Genomic DNA, 14,946 nt, shown 5'->3' with positions numbered 1-14,946 from the left:
GATTGCATGTTGATGTCGTCGTGCCGCCGCGTCGGGGCTTGAAAGCCCCGCCTACCATCCTGCAGTCGCTGCGCGACGCTCCAGGCTCGCCAGCCCCAGCCGTTCCCGACGGCCGTCGCGCAGCGACTGAATGCGTGTAGGCGGGGACTTCAGTCCCCGACCGCCCGTTCCACGATGCTTCGGGGACACCAATGAACATGCAATCACCCTGGGAATGCAGGCGTGGCGAATGCGGGGTGTGCGCGCTGCGTCTGCTTGCCGGCGCTCGAACTCCCCGACCGCTTCTTGTACGCCGGCGCAAGGGGTGACAGCCGAAGCCGTCACCCCGGTGTGCGCCACCACTCCTGCTAGACCGCGCGCAATCCACCTCGGGCCGCGCCCTTCGGGCCGGCCACGCCAGGACGAGCGCCGACGGCCGGGTGTCCCGTCGGCCGTTCGGGGGCATCTGCATCGCCAGCTGCACGCCGCCAGTCACCGATGGCGTGGGTCAGCGCGAGGCTCGCACGGACAAACGCGCTGCCCGGGGCCACCGCGGCCCGCGCTTCCGCCTGCCGGCCGCCAACAGCAAGCTCAAGCACCGATGCCGCGCACCGATGGAACTCGGCGTGCAGCTCTCGCACCGGAAGGTACTGCGGGTGCTGACGGTCGGCCGGACCGATCTCCTTGTACAGCCACGCGCCGAACGGGCAGGCATCGTCGCGCCGCGCTGTCGGGACGTCAACCGTCGCCTGGCCCCCCGCGATGGCACGCTCAAGGTGCAGCCGCCAGCGAGCATGTGCGCGGACCGCGGCCAGCAGGTGTCGGTCACGATCGGAGCCTTCTTCCGCGTCGGCGTCGGTACGGAAGCCTCCGACGACGCCCTGAAGCTGCTCGGCGGTCGCTGCGAGCACCTGCGACTGATCGGACATCTCTCCGACCTGCGCGCTCATCTCCTCGGCGGCGGCAGAGATCTCTTCGGTCGCGGCGCTGTTCGCCGCCGAGCCCGCGGTAATCGACCGAATCGATCCGCCAACCTCCTCAGACGCACCGACGATGGACTCAGATGCGGCGGTCGTCTCCTCGGCCACTGCCGTGATCGACATCATCGTTTCGCTGGCCTGCCGGCTGCGCTCGGCCATCTCCTGGGCAGCCGTCGCGATGGCCTCGACCTGCCCGACGGTGTCGAGCATGGCCGTCAGGATCGCTTCGAGCGCCCGGCCTGCCTGGTCGGCCTCAGCCGAGCCGTCGTTCGCCTTGACCGTGCCCTGGGCAATCGCCTCGACGGCCTCGCGCGTCCCCTGCTGCACTTCACGAATCAGCTCGGCAATCGACTTCGTCTCGCGCTGAGAGCGCTCGGCCAGCTTGCGGACCTCGTCGGCCACCACGGCGAAACCACGCCCATGCTCGCCAGCGCGGGCCGCTTCGATGGCCGCGTTAAGGGCCAGGAGGTTCGTCTGCTCGGCAATGTCGTCGATGGTCTCGACCACCGCGCCGATCTTCTCGCTCAGGCCGCCGAGCTCCTCGACCTTTCTTGACGCCTTTTCCACCACCGCATGAATCTCAGCCATCCCATCCACCGTGCGACGAACGGCCAGCGCGCCCTGTTCGGCAGCCTCCTGCGTGTGCTGGGCAGCGCTGGCGAGCGACTGCGCGTTCATCGCGACCTGGCCGACACCCGTCGCCATGCGCTCGGTGTTGGCCGACGCGTCTGAGACCGAAACGGTCTGATCCTGCGCGCCCTGTGAGACCTGTCTGATCAGCACCTTGAGCTGGTCGACGGACTGGTTGCTCACCGATGCCGCCGACGCCTGCTGGTCGGCGTTGACCGCGATTTGCTGGATGCCGACGGTAACCTGTCCGACAACCTCGCTGACCTGGTCAGCCGACCTCCCCAGGTGCGTCGACGAGTCGGCGACTTCGTCGGCGATCTGCTTCACCAGCCCGATGGTGTCTCGGAGGCTGGAACCCATCTCGGCGAACGCTGCGCCGGTGAGACGGAAGCTGTCGATCATGATGTTGAAGTCCTCGGCCATCGCACCGAGCTCATCCTTGCCAGAGACCTCGACCGTCTGGGCCGTGACGGTCGCCGTCTGGGTCAGGTCGCCGGCCGCCAGTGCCTTCGCGACGCGCACAAACGACGGCAGATCCTCGCGCGCGATCTGCTGCGCGGCGATTGTCAGCAGCCGCACCGGACGGACAATCCGCCGCGTCGTGATCCACCAGGTCACCGCGACCATCAGGATGGTCAACAGCCCACCAGCCAGCAGGCCGTTTCGGGTGTTCTCGCCGATCCGTGCGAGCGTCTCCGTTCGGGACAGGCTGATCTCTACCAGGCCGACGGGCTGATTGGCGAAGTTCCGCAGCGGGGCAGACATCACCGCGAACGGCTCGCCGTTATGCATCACCCGCGACACAGCAGCCGATCCGCCAGCGAAGACCGCCGCGCGCGTCGCATCGTCGACCGGGAGAGGCTGGTCCGTCGTCGAGGCGAACACCTTGAAGGCGGGCGCGCCGTCCTGGCCGCCGCCGGCCGGGCGGATGTACACGGTCAACTCCGCGCCAAACGCCGCGCGCAACTGTTCGAGTACGACGCGGTCAAGATCCATGCCCAGCTCGAACGTGCCGACGTGTCGACCCTCGAACGTGACCGGCACCACGCCACGGATGCCGTAGCCCGCCACACCCTCTTCGAGGCCGCTGACGGGCCGCCGCTCCTGGTTCGCGACGAGGACGGTCTTGCGGATCTGGGAGAGGTCGTCGCCGAACTTCTTCAGATCGTGCAAGCGGACGAACGACGTTGCCGGTGCGAGGTGGAACTGCGCCTGCGGCACGCCGTACTGGCGGTTGAGCTCGGCGTAGCCCGGGCCCACGGCGGCGATCAAGGCGTCACGATCCTGGCGGGCGAGTGCTTCTCGCACGACAGGATTCTCCGCCACGACAGTCGCGCCGGCCAGCGCAAGCTGCGCGCGCGCCTCGATCTTCTGCGCCAGCGTCTTCTGGAGATAGTCGAGACGCTGTTCCTCTTGGGCTTCGAGAATCTGATTCTGCGCGAAGACGCTGATGCCGGTGGTTACGCCAGCGGTGAGTACCAGCGCCAACACAACGGGAATGAGGATTCTCAGTTGGATGTTCATGGTTGCTCCCAGGGCTGCTGAAGTCGACGGCGCCATTCACACTCACCGCAATCCTGCGAGAGAAGCCGCCACTTCAATGCACAGACCGGAGGAACAAGGCCCCGGGACTTACCAGGTACAACGGCGTCGGCAGCCCAAAAGGGGATACCCCGCCGGGGTTCGCTCGGCCAGCCGCGAGCAGTACACCTGCGCCGGAATGGATCTGCGGCAGCCAGGTGGCGCTTCGCCCGATAATGTGCGTGTATGGTCACCACCGGGACGCAGATCACGTGCGTATAGCCCTCAACGCCCAGCTCCTCTCGACCAGCGCGAGCTATCGCACGGCGGGTATCAACCGGGTCATCTACCACCTGCTGGACGAGCTGCCGCGCGTCCCGGGCGACGAGGAGTACCTCGTCTATGCGCCGGCCAGCGACCCGAATCGGCAGCTCCTGAGCCGCCCGCGAGTTCGCCGCCGCCTCACCCATCTGCCCGTCGCTCGGCCGCCGGTCCGCATCGCCTGGGAACAGAGCGTCTTACCCCTCGAGCTGCTCCGCGAGCGCGCCGACCTGCTTCACGCGCTCGGGTTTGTGTCGCCGTTCGGCTGGCGTGGCAGGAGCGTCGTCACGGTCTACGACCTCAGCTTCCTGCGATTTCCGGAGGTCTTCAACCGGGGCAACCGCTTCTACCTGGGCACGTTCACGCCGTCGTCGCTGCGCCGCGCCGACCGGGTCATCACCATCTCGGAGAGCACCCGACAGGATGTCATCGAGCTGTGCGGCGTGGCCCCAGAGCGGGTCACGCCGATCCTGCTGGCCGCCGACGAGCGCTTCCGCCCGGCCACGCCCACCGACATCGGCGTCTTCCGTCAACAGTACAGCCTGCCCGAGAGGTTCATTCTCTACCTCGGGACGCTCGAACCACGGAAGAACATCGAGACGCTGGTGCGGGCCTACGCCCGACTGCGAGAGCACGGGAGCACTGACCATATCCTGGTGCTGGCGGGCGGGCGCGGCTGGCTCTACGACACGATCTTCGCGCTGGTTCAGTCGCTCGGACTGGCCGACTACGTGCGCTTCCCGGGCTTCGTGCCGGCCGAGCAGCAGGCCCTGTGGTATAGTAGCGCGACCGTGTTCGCGTTCCCGAGTCGGTTCGAGGGCTTCGGTCTCCCCCTGCTGGAGGCGATGGCGTGCGGCACCCCCGTCGTCTCATCGTGGGCCTCATCCCTGCCAGAAGTGGTCGGGGATGCCGGACGGCTTGTCGATCCGTCGGATGTCGAAGGATTGTCGGCAGCGCTGTGCGAGCTGATGAACGACGAAACGCTGCGCGCCGAGCTGTCGGCGGCCGGCCTCGCACGAGCGGCGACCTTCTCATGGCGTCGGATGGCCGAGGAAACGGTGCAGGTCTACCGCGAGGTGCTTCAATCGTGACCGCTTCGCGCGCCGCGGACCGCCGCGTCGGACGCTTCCAACCACGATGACCGTCGTCGATCCCCAGGGTCGTGTCGGCGTCGCCCAGGCTCCCCGCCCAGGCCCGTCCGAGCGCGCTGACGGCCCGTCCGGCGGCCGCCGCGACTGGGTGCTGACGGTCGTCCACGTCGCCACTGACGCCGCCATGATCGTGCTGGCGTTCTTCACCAGTTGGGCGATCCGCTACGTGGCCGAGATCGGGCCTGAGATCGAGGAGACGAACTACGTCCCATTCTCGGTCTTCGCGCCGGTCCTTCTCGGACTCATACCGGTCTCGCTGCTGGCGATCGCGTTCAGCGGTCTCTACCGCCAGCGGCGCGGCACCGAGTGGTTCGACGATATCCCGAGCGTCACGCGGAGCATCGCCCTCGCGACCATGACGCTGTTCGCCGGCGTGGCCCTGCTGCGCTACCCGGCCACCTCCCGCCTGACGTTCATCCTGACGTGGTTCACCGCCACCCTGTTCGTCATTCTCGGGCGGGCCATCGTCCAACTGGTCGCCTCGATCCTCCACCAGCGGGGCATCGGCGTCGAGCGGGTGCTGATCGTGGGCGGGAACAACCTTGGCCGCATCATCATGCAGAGCCTCGCCTCGCGCGCTCACCTGGGGTACTACGTCGTCGGCTTCGTGGACGACGACCGCGCCGGCGACTTTGGCCGGTTCCGGCACCTGGGCGGCCTGGACGACGTCGAGCGGCTGGCCGAGGAAGAGAAGATCGACCAGGTGATCGTGGCGCTGCCGGCCGCGTCGCACGCCGCGATCCTCCGCATCGTCGATCACTGCCGGCAGGGACAGGTCAGCTTCAAACTGGTGCCCGACCTCTACGAGATGAGCCTCAGCCGCGTGGACGTGGATACCGTGAGCGGCATCCCGCTCATCGGATTGAAGGACGTCGCGATCATCGGCTGGAACGCCCTGACCAAGCGGGCCATCGACATCGTGGTGGCGTCGCTGGCCCTGCTGGCGCTCTCGCCGATCCTCGCCGTCATCGCGCTGCTGATCAAGCTCGAATCGCGCGGGCCCGTTCTGTACCACCACACCCGCATCGGCAAGAACCGCCTGCCGTTCACGATGTTCAAGTTCCGCTCGATGCGCCAGGACGCCGACAAGCTCCGCGCCGCGATGCTCAAGGAGCAAGATGGCGACAATCGGCTTTTCAAGGATCGGCGCGACCCTCGGATCACGCGGGTCGGCGGCGTGATCCGCCGCTGGAGCCTCGACGAGCTGCCACAATTCTGGAACGTGCTGATCGGCGACATGAGCGTCGTCGGCCCGCGCCCGCAGATTCCGCCAGAGGTTGCAAATTACGAGGATTGGCATTACAAAAGACTGGCAGTATCGCCTGGACTGACAGGTCTCTGGCAGGTCAGCGGTCGAAGCGAGTTGACCTTTGACGAAATGGTCATCTACGACATCTACTACATCGAGAACTGGTCGCTCGGGCTGGACTTCCGCATCCTGTTGCGGACGGTGCCCGCGGTGCTCCAGGGTCGCGGGGCGTTCTGACAGCAACAGATGAGAATCGCACTGACGCATGACTATCTGAACCAGTATGGCGGGGCTGAGCGGGTTCTCGAACAGCTACACAGCTACTACCCCGACGCTCCGATCTACACCTCAATGTACGACGCGAACGTGATGCCGGCGGCCTACCGCTCGTGGGACATCCGGACGTCGTTCATGCAGCGCTTCCCGCTGGTGACGAAGCAGCACCAGGCGTACCTGATGGCGTACCCCATCGCCTTCGAGTCGTTCGACCTGGGCGGCTACGACGTGGTGATCTCGAACAGCAGCGCGTTCTGCAAGGGCGTGGTCACCGGCCCGAACACGCTGCACATCAGCTACTGTCTGACGCCGATGCGGTGGGTCTGGCGCTACCGCGAGTATGTCGAGCGGGAGCGGCTTGGCGGCTTCGCGCGGCTGGTGCTGCCGCCGCTGATCCACTATCTGCGCGTCTGGGATGCTGGCGCGTCGTCACGGGTGGACCGCTACATCGCGATCTCGACCGCCGTGGCCGCGCGCATCCAGAAGTACTACCGCCGCGAGTCGGAGATCATCCCGCCGCCGGTCGACACCGAGCAGTTCACCCTGAGCCGGACCAGCGGCGACTACTATCTGACCGTGGCGCGGTTGGCGCCGTACCGCCGCATCGACCTGATCGTGGAGGCGTTCCGCGAGCTGGGCCTGCCGGTCAAGATCGTCGGGATCGGGCGGGATCGCGCCCGGTTGGAGGGGCGCGCCACGCCGAACATCGAGTTCCTGGGCCGCGTGGACGACGAGACGCTGGCCGACCTCTACGCCAACTGCCGGGCCTATCTCTTCCCCGGCGAGGAGGACTTCGGCATCGCGCCCGTCGAGGCGCAGGCCGTGGGCAAGCCGGTGGTGGCCTACGCCGCTGGCGGCTCGCTCGACACGGTCATTGACGGCGAGACCGGCGTGCTGTTCCCGCGCCAGACACCGAAGGACCTCGCCGACGCCGTCCGCAAGCTCGAGACGATGTCGTTCGACCCGGAGCGCATTCGCCGCAACGCCGAGCGCTTCAGCGTGTCACTCTTCCGCGAGCGGTTCACCAACTTCGTCGAGCGGGCCTACGCCGAATGGCAGACCGAGCACCGGTCGAAAGCCGAGCGTCCGTAAGCCGCACAAGCCGCCGCACCCGGGCCGACGCACGATGTGCTGTACCCGGTCAGCTTCCGGAGTGAGTGCATCCGCGGCCCCCGCTCCGTGCCGGAACGGGGGCCACGGTCCTTCGAGCGATCACCGCACGCGTGGGTCAGGATCGCTTCGAGTCAGGCGACGGACTGGGCCAGCGTGCCGACCGTCCAGGAGCGGGCGTACGCCTCCTGGTTCTCGTCGAGCGTGTCCAGGCGCACGCCGATGGCCGCCAGCTTGCGCGTGGCCACCTGTTCGTCGAGCGCGGCCGGCACGTCATGGACGCCCGGCGCGAGCGTGGCCGCACGCTCCAGCAGGTAGCGCGCGCTCAGGGCCAGCCCGGCAAAGCTGAGATCCATCACCGAGGCGGGGCTGGCCTCGGCGGCCACTTGCCCGACGAGCCGCCCCTGGGCCAGCAGGTAGATCGCCTTGCCATTCGGCAGGCGGAACTCGGCCAGGTTCGGGCGAATCTCGATCTCCGCGCCGGCCTGCTCGCGGAGGGCGGCCACCTCGACCTCGACGTCAAAATGCCCCGAGTTCGCCAGGATCGCCCCGTCCTTCATCAGCGCGAAGTGCTCGGCGCGGATGACGCCGGCCATGCCAGTTGCCGTCACGAACAGGTCGCCCAACGGAACGGCCTCGGTCATCGGGAGCACCTCGAACCCGTCCATCACGGCTTCGAGCGCCCGAGTCGCGTTGACCTCGGAGACGATCACGCGCGCCCCCATGCCTCGCGCCCGGGCGGCGATCCCCCGGCCGCACCAGCCGTACCCGGCCACCACGAACGTTGAGCCAGCCAACATGATGTTCGTCGCACGGAGGATGCCGTCCAGCGTGTTCTGGCCGGTCCCGTACCGATTGTCGAACAGGCGCTTGGTCGGCGTGTCGTTCAGGCCGATGACCGGGAAGCGCAGACCACCCTCAGCCGCCAGCGCCCGCACCCGAATCACGCCGGTGGTGGTCTCCTCGATGCCGGCAACTGTCGAGCCGATGTCACCCCGCTGGTGGAGCGCCGCGATCAGGTCCGCGCCGTCGTCGACGACGAGGTGCGGGTCGGTTGCGAGCACGGCGTTCAGGTGGCGCTCGTAGGTCGGGAGGTCCTCGCCGTGCCAGGCGTGGACGTCGATGCCGTCGTCGGCGACCAGGGCGGCGCAGACATCATCCTTGGTGGACAGCGGGTTTGACGCGCACAGTGCGATCTCGGCCCCGCCCGCCCGCAACGCCCCGAGCAGCACGGCGGTCTCGGTGGTGATGTGCAGCGAGGCCGCGATCCGCTGGCCGACGAGCGGACGCGTGGCCGCCAGCTCCTCGCGGATCGAGCCGAGGACCGGCATGTGGCGGGCCGCCCAGCGGATCTTGCCGCGGCCGGTGGCGGCCAGGGCGGGGTTGGCGATATCGAACGACATGGAGCCTCCGTGGATCGTGGATCGTGGATCGTGGGTCGTGGGTCGTGGGTCGTGGGTCGTCAATGTTGGTGAAAGCATGCAAGCTGCAATTGTCATCCTGAGCGCAGCGAAGGATCTCACCCGCTGACGCGACACCTGAACGACAGCGGGTGACGGGTACGTTGACGGTCAGTGGGTGAGGTCCTTCGTTTCGTTCGCAAGCTCACTCAACTCAGGCTGACAGGGAGGGGCACGCGTCACTCACCATTGGCTCACAACTGAAAACTTGAGGTGTCAGGCGACGCGCCCGCCACCGCCCGTCCGCCGAAGCTGCTGGTGCTTTCTGGCCTCCCAGTCCAGCCAGCCACCGTTGTCGCCGACGGCCGCCGCCGGCTGGGTCAAACGGACGGCCGGTGATGGCTGCCCGGCGCAGGCCCCACGAATCGCCAGAGCCAGGGCCGGGTTGGCGCTCACGACGGCCTGACAGTGATCGGCCGGGGCCAGCGTCCCGGCGAGCGACTCGCGGCCATCCACCAGCACGATGACGGGCGCGGACTGGCCGTCGGGGGGGGAGAGCCGGTGCTCGACCACCCGGCAGCCGCGCGTCCGTGCCCGCTCCAGCGCGGCGTCAATCTCGACGTCCGGGGCGCTGCCCGAGCCGGGCCGCCCGATCACGACCTCGGCATGGGCCTCGTCGATGGCTGCGCCGGCCCGGGTCAGCACGTTGTGCCGGCCGCGCAGCACCCAGAACCCGTCAGCGGGGTCTGGCTGCTGGATGCTCGCCAGTTGCTCGGCAAGCTCCCCGAGCACGGCCTCCTGCTCGGCGCGGGTCCGGGCCAGCACCCGCTCGGGGCGCTCGGCGAGGTAGCGTGGCGGATCTCCCGGCTGCACCAGGGCCAGCCCCCGCCGAGTCAGCCGCTCCAGCACCTCGTAACTCTTGGAGAGCGGCACGCTCGAACGTTTGCCAAGCTCATAGCCGGTCAGGGGACCATCGGCGAGGAGGGCGAGGTAGGCCTCGGCCTCGTACTTGTTGAGCCCGATGCGCTGGAGCAGATCGACCGCCACGACACCGCCTCCGCAGTAGTAACCACCGTCGTGGTTACTATCGCGCGTTCACTGGCGCCCTGTCAACCGTTCTGCCCTGCTTCGGAGTACACTCTCGGCATGCAGCCTCCACGGAGTGGGGGGCAGGCCGTGTGAGAATCCTGGTGGATGCGGATGCCTGCCCCGTCAAAGAGCAGATCTACAAGGTCGCTACCCGCTACGGGCTGCCGGTCGTCGTCGTCTCGAACACCTGGATGCGCGTCCCCGAGCAGGACAGCATCACGCTGGTGCAGGTCAACGGCGGCCTCGACGTCGCCGACGACTGGATCGCCGAGGAGACGACGGCAGACGACATCGTCGCCACGGCAGATCTGCCGCTGGCCGGCCGCGTGATCGACAAGGGCGCGCTCTGCATCGACTTCCGGGGGCGAGAGTTCACCCCAGACGCCGTCGGAGGACTGCTCGCCAGCCGGGAGATCGCATCCTACCTGCGCGGCTTCGGCGAGTACACGGGCGGGCCGCCGCCGCTCAACGCGCGCGACCGGGGCAAGTTCGCGGGCAAGTTGGACGAGGTCGTCAACCGGCGCTTGCGCGAGCGCCGAAACGGCCGCTAATCCTCACGTCAGCGGGCCGTCTCAGACGCTGTCAACGTGTACCAGCTTCGGAGCAGGGCGGCGGACGTTCCCGAGTGCGAGCCTACGGGGCGAACCAGCCGATCAGCCCTCGGATCAGCCGGCGCAGGCCGCGCTCCTGGCGCACGGGCTGCGTCGCCCGCGCGGACTCAGCCGCCTGTTCCTGCCGCCGATAGTGCGCGATCATCGAGTCGGCCTCAGCCGTGGTGATGCCGTGCCGCTGATCCTGGCCCAGCGGGTGCCGGTCGGAGATCACCAGGAAGCGTGGCCGCAGGCCGCCGCCCTGGAGATGCACGACCACGTCGAGACGGTCGGCGTCGGTATACGGTTCGATCCCGCCAGACAACTGGCCAGTGAACAGCGGCACCTGCAACTCGCTGTCGCTCTCCCAGGCGTCCACGTACTGCTCGAAGTCTGCCCGAGCAACGCGGGCCCAGACGCCCCAGGTAAACTCGCCCTGCTCCTCTGGGACCGGCACGGCCAGGATGCCGCGAATCAAGTAGTCGCGGTCGTCGATGACGCAGAGATCGGTGGTCCACTGGGCGCGCTCAGCGCGCTGGCTGGGCGGCACGAGGCAGAGGTGCTTGGGGAGCGCGAACGCGATGTCGCGTGGGCGGCCGATGAGCGCCTCTCGACTCTGAGAATGCGGTTGGGGTGACATCCGACGCTCCGTTCTCGCGTTTGCTGGCTATCAAAACGCAAAGCGCAGCGGTTAGGGGACTCGTCCACGGTGACGTGCCCATCAATCTGCGGAAAGCGCGCTCAAAGAAACGATGATGTCAAGCTCCTTGCTATTTAGCCCGGACGGGAATAGAATCGAGTTGATTCTATTCTGAGGATCGGTGGGTGCCGGACCAGCTCATCCCGAATGTTGTGGCGGCCGTCGACGTGGTCCTTTTCACGGTCCGTGCCGCGGCACGCGTTGACAGCGCCTGGCAGGTCTTGCTCGTCCAGCGCGGCGACGCCGCATTTGGCGGGCACTGGTCGTTGCCCGGCGTCTTGCTGCGCTCGGATGAGACTTTTGACGAGGCCGCGCGCCGAGCCTTGCGGAGCAAGGCCGGCCTGGACGCCCGAGACTGGTACCTGGAGCAGCTGGCTACCTTTGGACGGCCGGACCGCGACTCGCGGGGGCGGGTCGTCTCGGTGGCGCACGCAGCCCTGGTGCGGACGGATCACCTGGAGCTGGCGCCTGGAGCGGATGTCCTCCGCATCGCCTGGTTCCCGATCTCGGAGCTGCCCTGGGAAGAGCTGGCGTTCGACCACGGAGACATGCTCCGCGTCGCGATTGACCGCGTCCGCAGCAAGGTCCGCTACTCCTGGGTGGCGTTCCAGCTTCTGCCAGAGAAATTCACGCTGCCGGAGCTACGCGCGGTCTACGCGGCGATCCTCGATCCGTCGCTGGTCCGCCTCAACACCAGCAACTTCAAGAAGGCGTTTGCCGCCCTGTTCACGACCGGCGCGCTCGTGCAGACGGGCGAGCGCGCGGCGGCAGAAGGCCCGGGTCGGCCGGGCGAACTGTACCAGTTCTCCGGACCGCTGTCCGGTACGTGGCGTCGCGAGCTGCGCTGGCAGGGTGGCCCGGCCGGCTCGCGCAGTCCCCGGCTCGTGGTCGGGCCGGGATCGTCGGAGGTAGCCTCATGACCCCGCCCGGGGTATCGAACCCAGTGTCCGCCGTCTCGGCCCCGGCGGACCGTGGGAGCGTCGTCAGCCAGGCCGGCCGTGGGGCCGCTGCGAGCTTTCCGCGCAGCGACGCCGTGACCGCGATCATCCAGCTGGCGCTCGCCGAAGATGTGGGCCGGGGCGACATCACCACCGAAGCGACGGTCGCAGCGGAGACAACGGCCGTCGCCGAGATCCTCCAGAAGCAGGACGGCATCCTGTGTGGGCTGCCGGTGGTGGAAGCCGTCTTCGCGATGGTCGATCCGTCCGTCCGCATCACGCGACTGGCCGACGAAGGCTCCTGGGGCAGTCGGCGGGTGGTCGCGCGGATCGAAGGCTCGGCCCGCTCGATCCTGACCGGCGAGCGGACGGCCCTGAACTTCGTGCAGCGGCTGAGCGGGGTCGCCACCAGCAGCCGGCGGGCCGCTGAAGCCGTCGCAGGGACCGGCGCCGAGGTGCTGGACACCCGCAAGACCACCCCCGGTGCACGGGTGCTGGAGAAGTACGCCGTGCGTGTCGGCGGTTGTCGCAACCACCGGGCCGGCCTGGACGACGGCTTCTTGATCAAGGAGAACCACATTCGCGCGGCCGGCGGCATCACCGCCGCCGTGCGTGGCGCACAGGACCGGGCAGCGCCCGGTCAGCGCGTCGAGATCGAAGTGACGAACCTGGACGAGCTTGACGAGGCCATCGCGGCGAACGCCGACATGGTCCTGCTCGACAACTTCGTCGGCGGGGACGGCGACGTGACGCGCCTCCGCGAGGCCGTCGAGCGTGCGGCCGGCCGGGTGCTGCTCGAAGCGTCCGGCGGCGTCACTCACGCCACCTTGCCAGCCATCGCCCGCACGGGCGTCGACTACGCCTCACTCGGGGCGCTGACCCATTCGGCCGGCTCCCTGGACTTCTCACTGGAGGTCGTCCTGTGACCCTGGAACTGCCGATGATGGCAAACGGCTTCGGCGCCGAGCCGCCCCTGTCCGATGCGGAGCGCGCCAGGCTGTCCCGTGAGGTCCGCGAGCTGGCCCGCGAGCGACAGGCCGTCATTCTCGCGCACAACTACCAGGTGCCCGAGGTACAGGATGTCGCTGATTTCGTGGGCGACTCGCTCGGACTGGCGCGCGAGGCGGCGCGCACGGACTCGAAGGTCATCGTGATGTGCGGCGTCTACTTCATGGCTGAGACGGCCAAGATCCTCAACATGGAGAAGACGGTCCTGATCCCCGATCCGACGGCTGGCTGCTCGCTGGCGGACTCGATCACGGCGGACCAGGTGCGGGCCTGGAAGGCCGAGCATCCGGGCGCGGTCGTGGTGAGCTACGTCAACACCACGGCGGCCGTGAAGGCGGAGTCAGACTACTGCGTCACCAGTGGCAACGCCGAATCGATCGTCCGCTCGATCCCTTCCTGGAAGAAGATCCTCTTCCTGCCGGACTTCTTCCTCGGCACCTGGCTCAAGGCGACACTCGGCCGGGACAACATGGAGATCTGGATGGGCGAGTGTCATGTGCATGCCGGCATCCGCCCCGACGAGCTCGAGGCCAACCGCAAGGCGAACTCGAACGCCGATCTGCTGGTGCACCCAGAGTGCGGCTGCAGCAGCCAGTACGTCTACGGCAAGCAGGCCGGCATGCTGTCCGCCGACTCGACCTACATTCTGTCGACCGAGGGCATGGTGAATCATGCCAAGAAGAGCTCGAAGGAGCTGTTCCTGGTGGCGACCGAGGTCGGCATTCTCCATCGGCTGGAGAAGGAGATCCCCGACAAGCGGTTCCTGGCCGCCGACCGTGCCGCCGTCTGCTCGTATATGAAGCAGATCACGCTGCGGAAGCTGCACCGGACGCTGCTGGAGATGTCCCCGGCCGTCGAGGTCGAGCCAGAGATGGCCGACAAGGCGCGGCTGTCCATCGACCGGATGCTGGCCGTCGCCGTCTAGTCACGGGACTCAGGCCACAGGTTCAAGGGTCATGGGGCGGTGAGCCTCATGACCCTTGATGGCTTTTCCGATTGTGCCGAGGCCGTGATACGCTGATAGGCGAGCCAGCGTCCCGGGAGGGAACCCGAACATGCTCAATGTCGATCTGACCGGCCCCGACCGCCCATCTCCGTCGCCCTCGCCAGCGCGCGTGACCTGGGAGGAGTTTCACGACGGCTGGGACAAGGAGGAACGGCGAACCGAGTGGGTCGACGGAGTGCTCATCAGCGTGTCACCGGAGAACATTCGCCACCTACTTCAGACGGCCTTTCTTGCTGACCTGATCAAGTCGCGTGTCCGACCGAACAAGCTCGGCATCGTCATCACGTCGAACTTCATCATGCGGCTGCGATCTCGCCCCAGCGGTCGGATGCCGGACATCCTGTTCGTGGCGAACGAACATCTGGACCGCGTGAAGGACACCTATCTTGACGGCCCGGCTGACATCGCGATTGAGGTAGTCTCGCCGGAGAGTCGGGGGCGTGACCGCACGGAGAAGCTCGCCGAATACGAGGCTGCTGGTGTTCCCGAATACTGGATCATCGACGAATCACGGACGGAAGCGCTGTTTTACGTGCTGGACGATGCGGGCCAGTACACGTTGATCGCACCCTCTGCGGATGGCGTCTACACGTCGGCGGTACTGCCGAGTCTGCAGCTTCGCGTTAGCTGGCTCTGGCAATGGCCGCTGCCGGACCTTGAGGACGCGCTGGCCGACCTGCCGGCGTGACACGGCGGTTCAGGCTCGGCGCTTGAGGAAGCCCGGCCGGAAGGTAGGCTACCGGGGCGGGGTGCTGGCCGGGTAGGATAAAGCAACCGGTCAGGTGAGTGAGGGAAGCGGAAAGGCCGGGAAGCGCGGGCCACAGCATGTGCTGTTTGAGGCGGACACAGTGTACAGGGCGTTCGTGGGACGGGACAGCTTCTACGGGTGGCTGGCGAGCCAGCGTGGGGAGTTGTTCGACGATGAGGCGTTCGCCGGGCTGTACGTGCTGAACAACGACGGGCCGAGCGTGCCGCCAAGCCTGCTCGCGCTGCCACCA

Annotated in this window: 12 protein-coding genes; 8 read left to right on the top strand and 4 right to left on the bottom strand. The window is 67.6% G+C overall.

Annotated elements, in window-relative coordinates; genetic code table 11:
- Positions 1-347: 347 nt before the first annotated feature.
- Positions 348-3,113, bottom strand: a complete 2,766-nt coding sequence (locus tag IT306_08675; GenBank protein MCC7368483.1) for a HAMP domain-containing protein — start codon at positions 3,111-3,113, stop codon at positions 348-350.
- A gap of 269 nt (positions 3,114-3,382) precedes the next feature.
- On the opposite strand from IT306_08675, the gene IT306_08670 reads away from it, so the two are divergent.
- Genes IT306_08670 through IT306_08660 form a run of 3 tightly spaced genes read left to right on the top strand, consistent with a single transcriptional unit; the run spans position 3,383 to position 7,199 of the window.
- Positions 3,383-4,522, top strand: a complete 1,140-nt coding sequence (locus IT306_08670; protein MCC7368482.1) for a glycosyltransferase family 4 protein — start codon at positions 3,383-3,385, stop codon at positions 4,520-4,522.
- Positions 4,523-4,568: 46 nt separating this feature from the next.
- Positions 4,569-6,068 (top strand): sugar transferase, encoded by a 1,500-nt coding sequence (locus IT306_08665; protein MCC7368481.1) that lies wholly within the window; start codon positions 4,569-4,571, stop codon positions 6,066-6,068.
- Positions 6,069-6,077: 9 nt separating this feature from the next.
- Positions 6,078-7,199, top strand: coding sequence for a glycosyltransferase (locus tag IT306_08660; protein ID MCC7368480.1), 1,122 nt, complete (start codon positions 6,078-6,080; stop codon positions 7,197-7,199).
- 152 nt (positions 7,200-7,351) lie between these two features.
- Here IT306_08660 and IT306_08655 read toward each other — a convergent pair whose 3' ends face one another.
- Positions 7,352-8,620, bottom strand: coding sequence for an adenosylhomocysteinase (locus IT306_08655; GenBank protein ID MCC7368479.1), 1,269 nt, complete (start codon positions 8,618-8,620; stop codon positions 7,352-7,354).
- A 273-nt stretch (positions 8,621-8,893) separates the two neighbouring features.
- The gene (locus IT306_08650; GenBank protein ID MCC7368478.1) at positions 8,894-9,664 is read right to left on the bottom strand and encodes a TrmB family transcriptional regulator; all 771 of its coding nucleotides are present in this window, start codon (positions 9,662-9,664) and stop codon (positions 8,894-8,896) included.
- Positions 9,665-9,795: 131 nt separating this feature from the next.
- On the opposite strand from IT306_08650, the gene IT306_08645 reads away from it, so the two are divergent.
- Complete coding sequence (locus IT306_08645) at positions 9,796-10,257, top strand: YaiI/YqxD family protein (GenBank protein MCC7368477.1); 462 nt, start codon at positions 9,796-9,798, stop codon at positions 10,255-10,257.
- Positions 10,258-10,339: 82 nt separating this feature from the next.
- On the opposite strand, the gene IT306_08640 is transcribed toward IT306_08645, so the two are convergent.
- On the bottom strand, positions 10,340-10,936 hold the full coding sequence (locus tag IT306_08640; GenBank protein MCC7368476.1) for a DUF2199 domain-containing protein: 597 nt from the start codon (positions 10,934-10,936) through the stop codon (positions 10,340-10,342).
- A gap of 185 nt (positions 10,937-11,121) precedes the next feature.
- On the opposite strand from IT306_08640, the gene IT306_08635 reads away from it, so the two are divergent.
- The 4 genes from IT306_08635 (at position 11,122) to IT306_08620 (ending at position 14,636) form a co-directional block, all read left to right on the top strand.
- Positions 11,122-11,916: an NUDIX hydrolase gene (locus tag IT306_08635; protein MCC7368475.1), complete on the top strand. Its 795-nt coding sequence runs from the start codon at positions 11,122-11,124 to the stop codon at positions 11,914-11,916.
- Positions 11,913-12,860 (top strand): carboxylating nicotinate-nucleotide diphosphorylase, encoded by a 948-nt coding sequence (nadC, locus tag IT306_08630; GenBank protein MCC7368474.1) that lies wholly within the window; start codon positions 11,913-11,915, stop codon positions 12,858-12,860. The genes IT306_08635 and nadC overlap by 4 nt, the downstream gene beginning before the upstream one ends.
- A gap of 17 nt (positions 12,861-12,877) precedes the next feature.
- Positions 12,878-13,867 (top strand): quinolinate synthase NadA, encoded by a 990-nt coding sequence (gene nadA / locus IT306_08625; GenBank protein MCC7368473.1) that lies wholly within the window; start codon positions 12,878-12,880, stop codon positions 13,865-13,867.
- Positions 13,868-14,057: 190 nt separating this feature from the next.
- Positions 14,058-14,636 carry a Uma2 family endonuclease gene (locus tag IT306_08620; GenBank protein ID MCC7368472.1) on the top strand — a complete coding sequence of 193 codons (579 nt, stop codon included), beginning with the start codon at positions 14,058-14,060 and terminating at the stop codon, positions 14,634-14,636.
- Positions 14,637-14,946 lie beyond the last annotated feature (310 nt).

The sequence above is a fragment of the Chloroflexota bacterium genome (assembly GCA_020850535.1).
Taxonomy (GTDB): Bacteria; Chloroflexota; UBA6077; order UBA6077; family JACCZL01; genus JADZEM01.
This window is presented reverse-complemented; position numbering and strand designations above follow the sequence as displayed.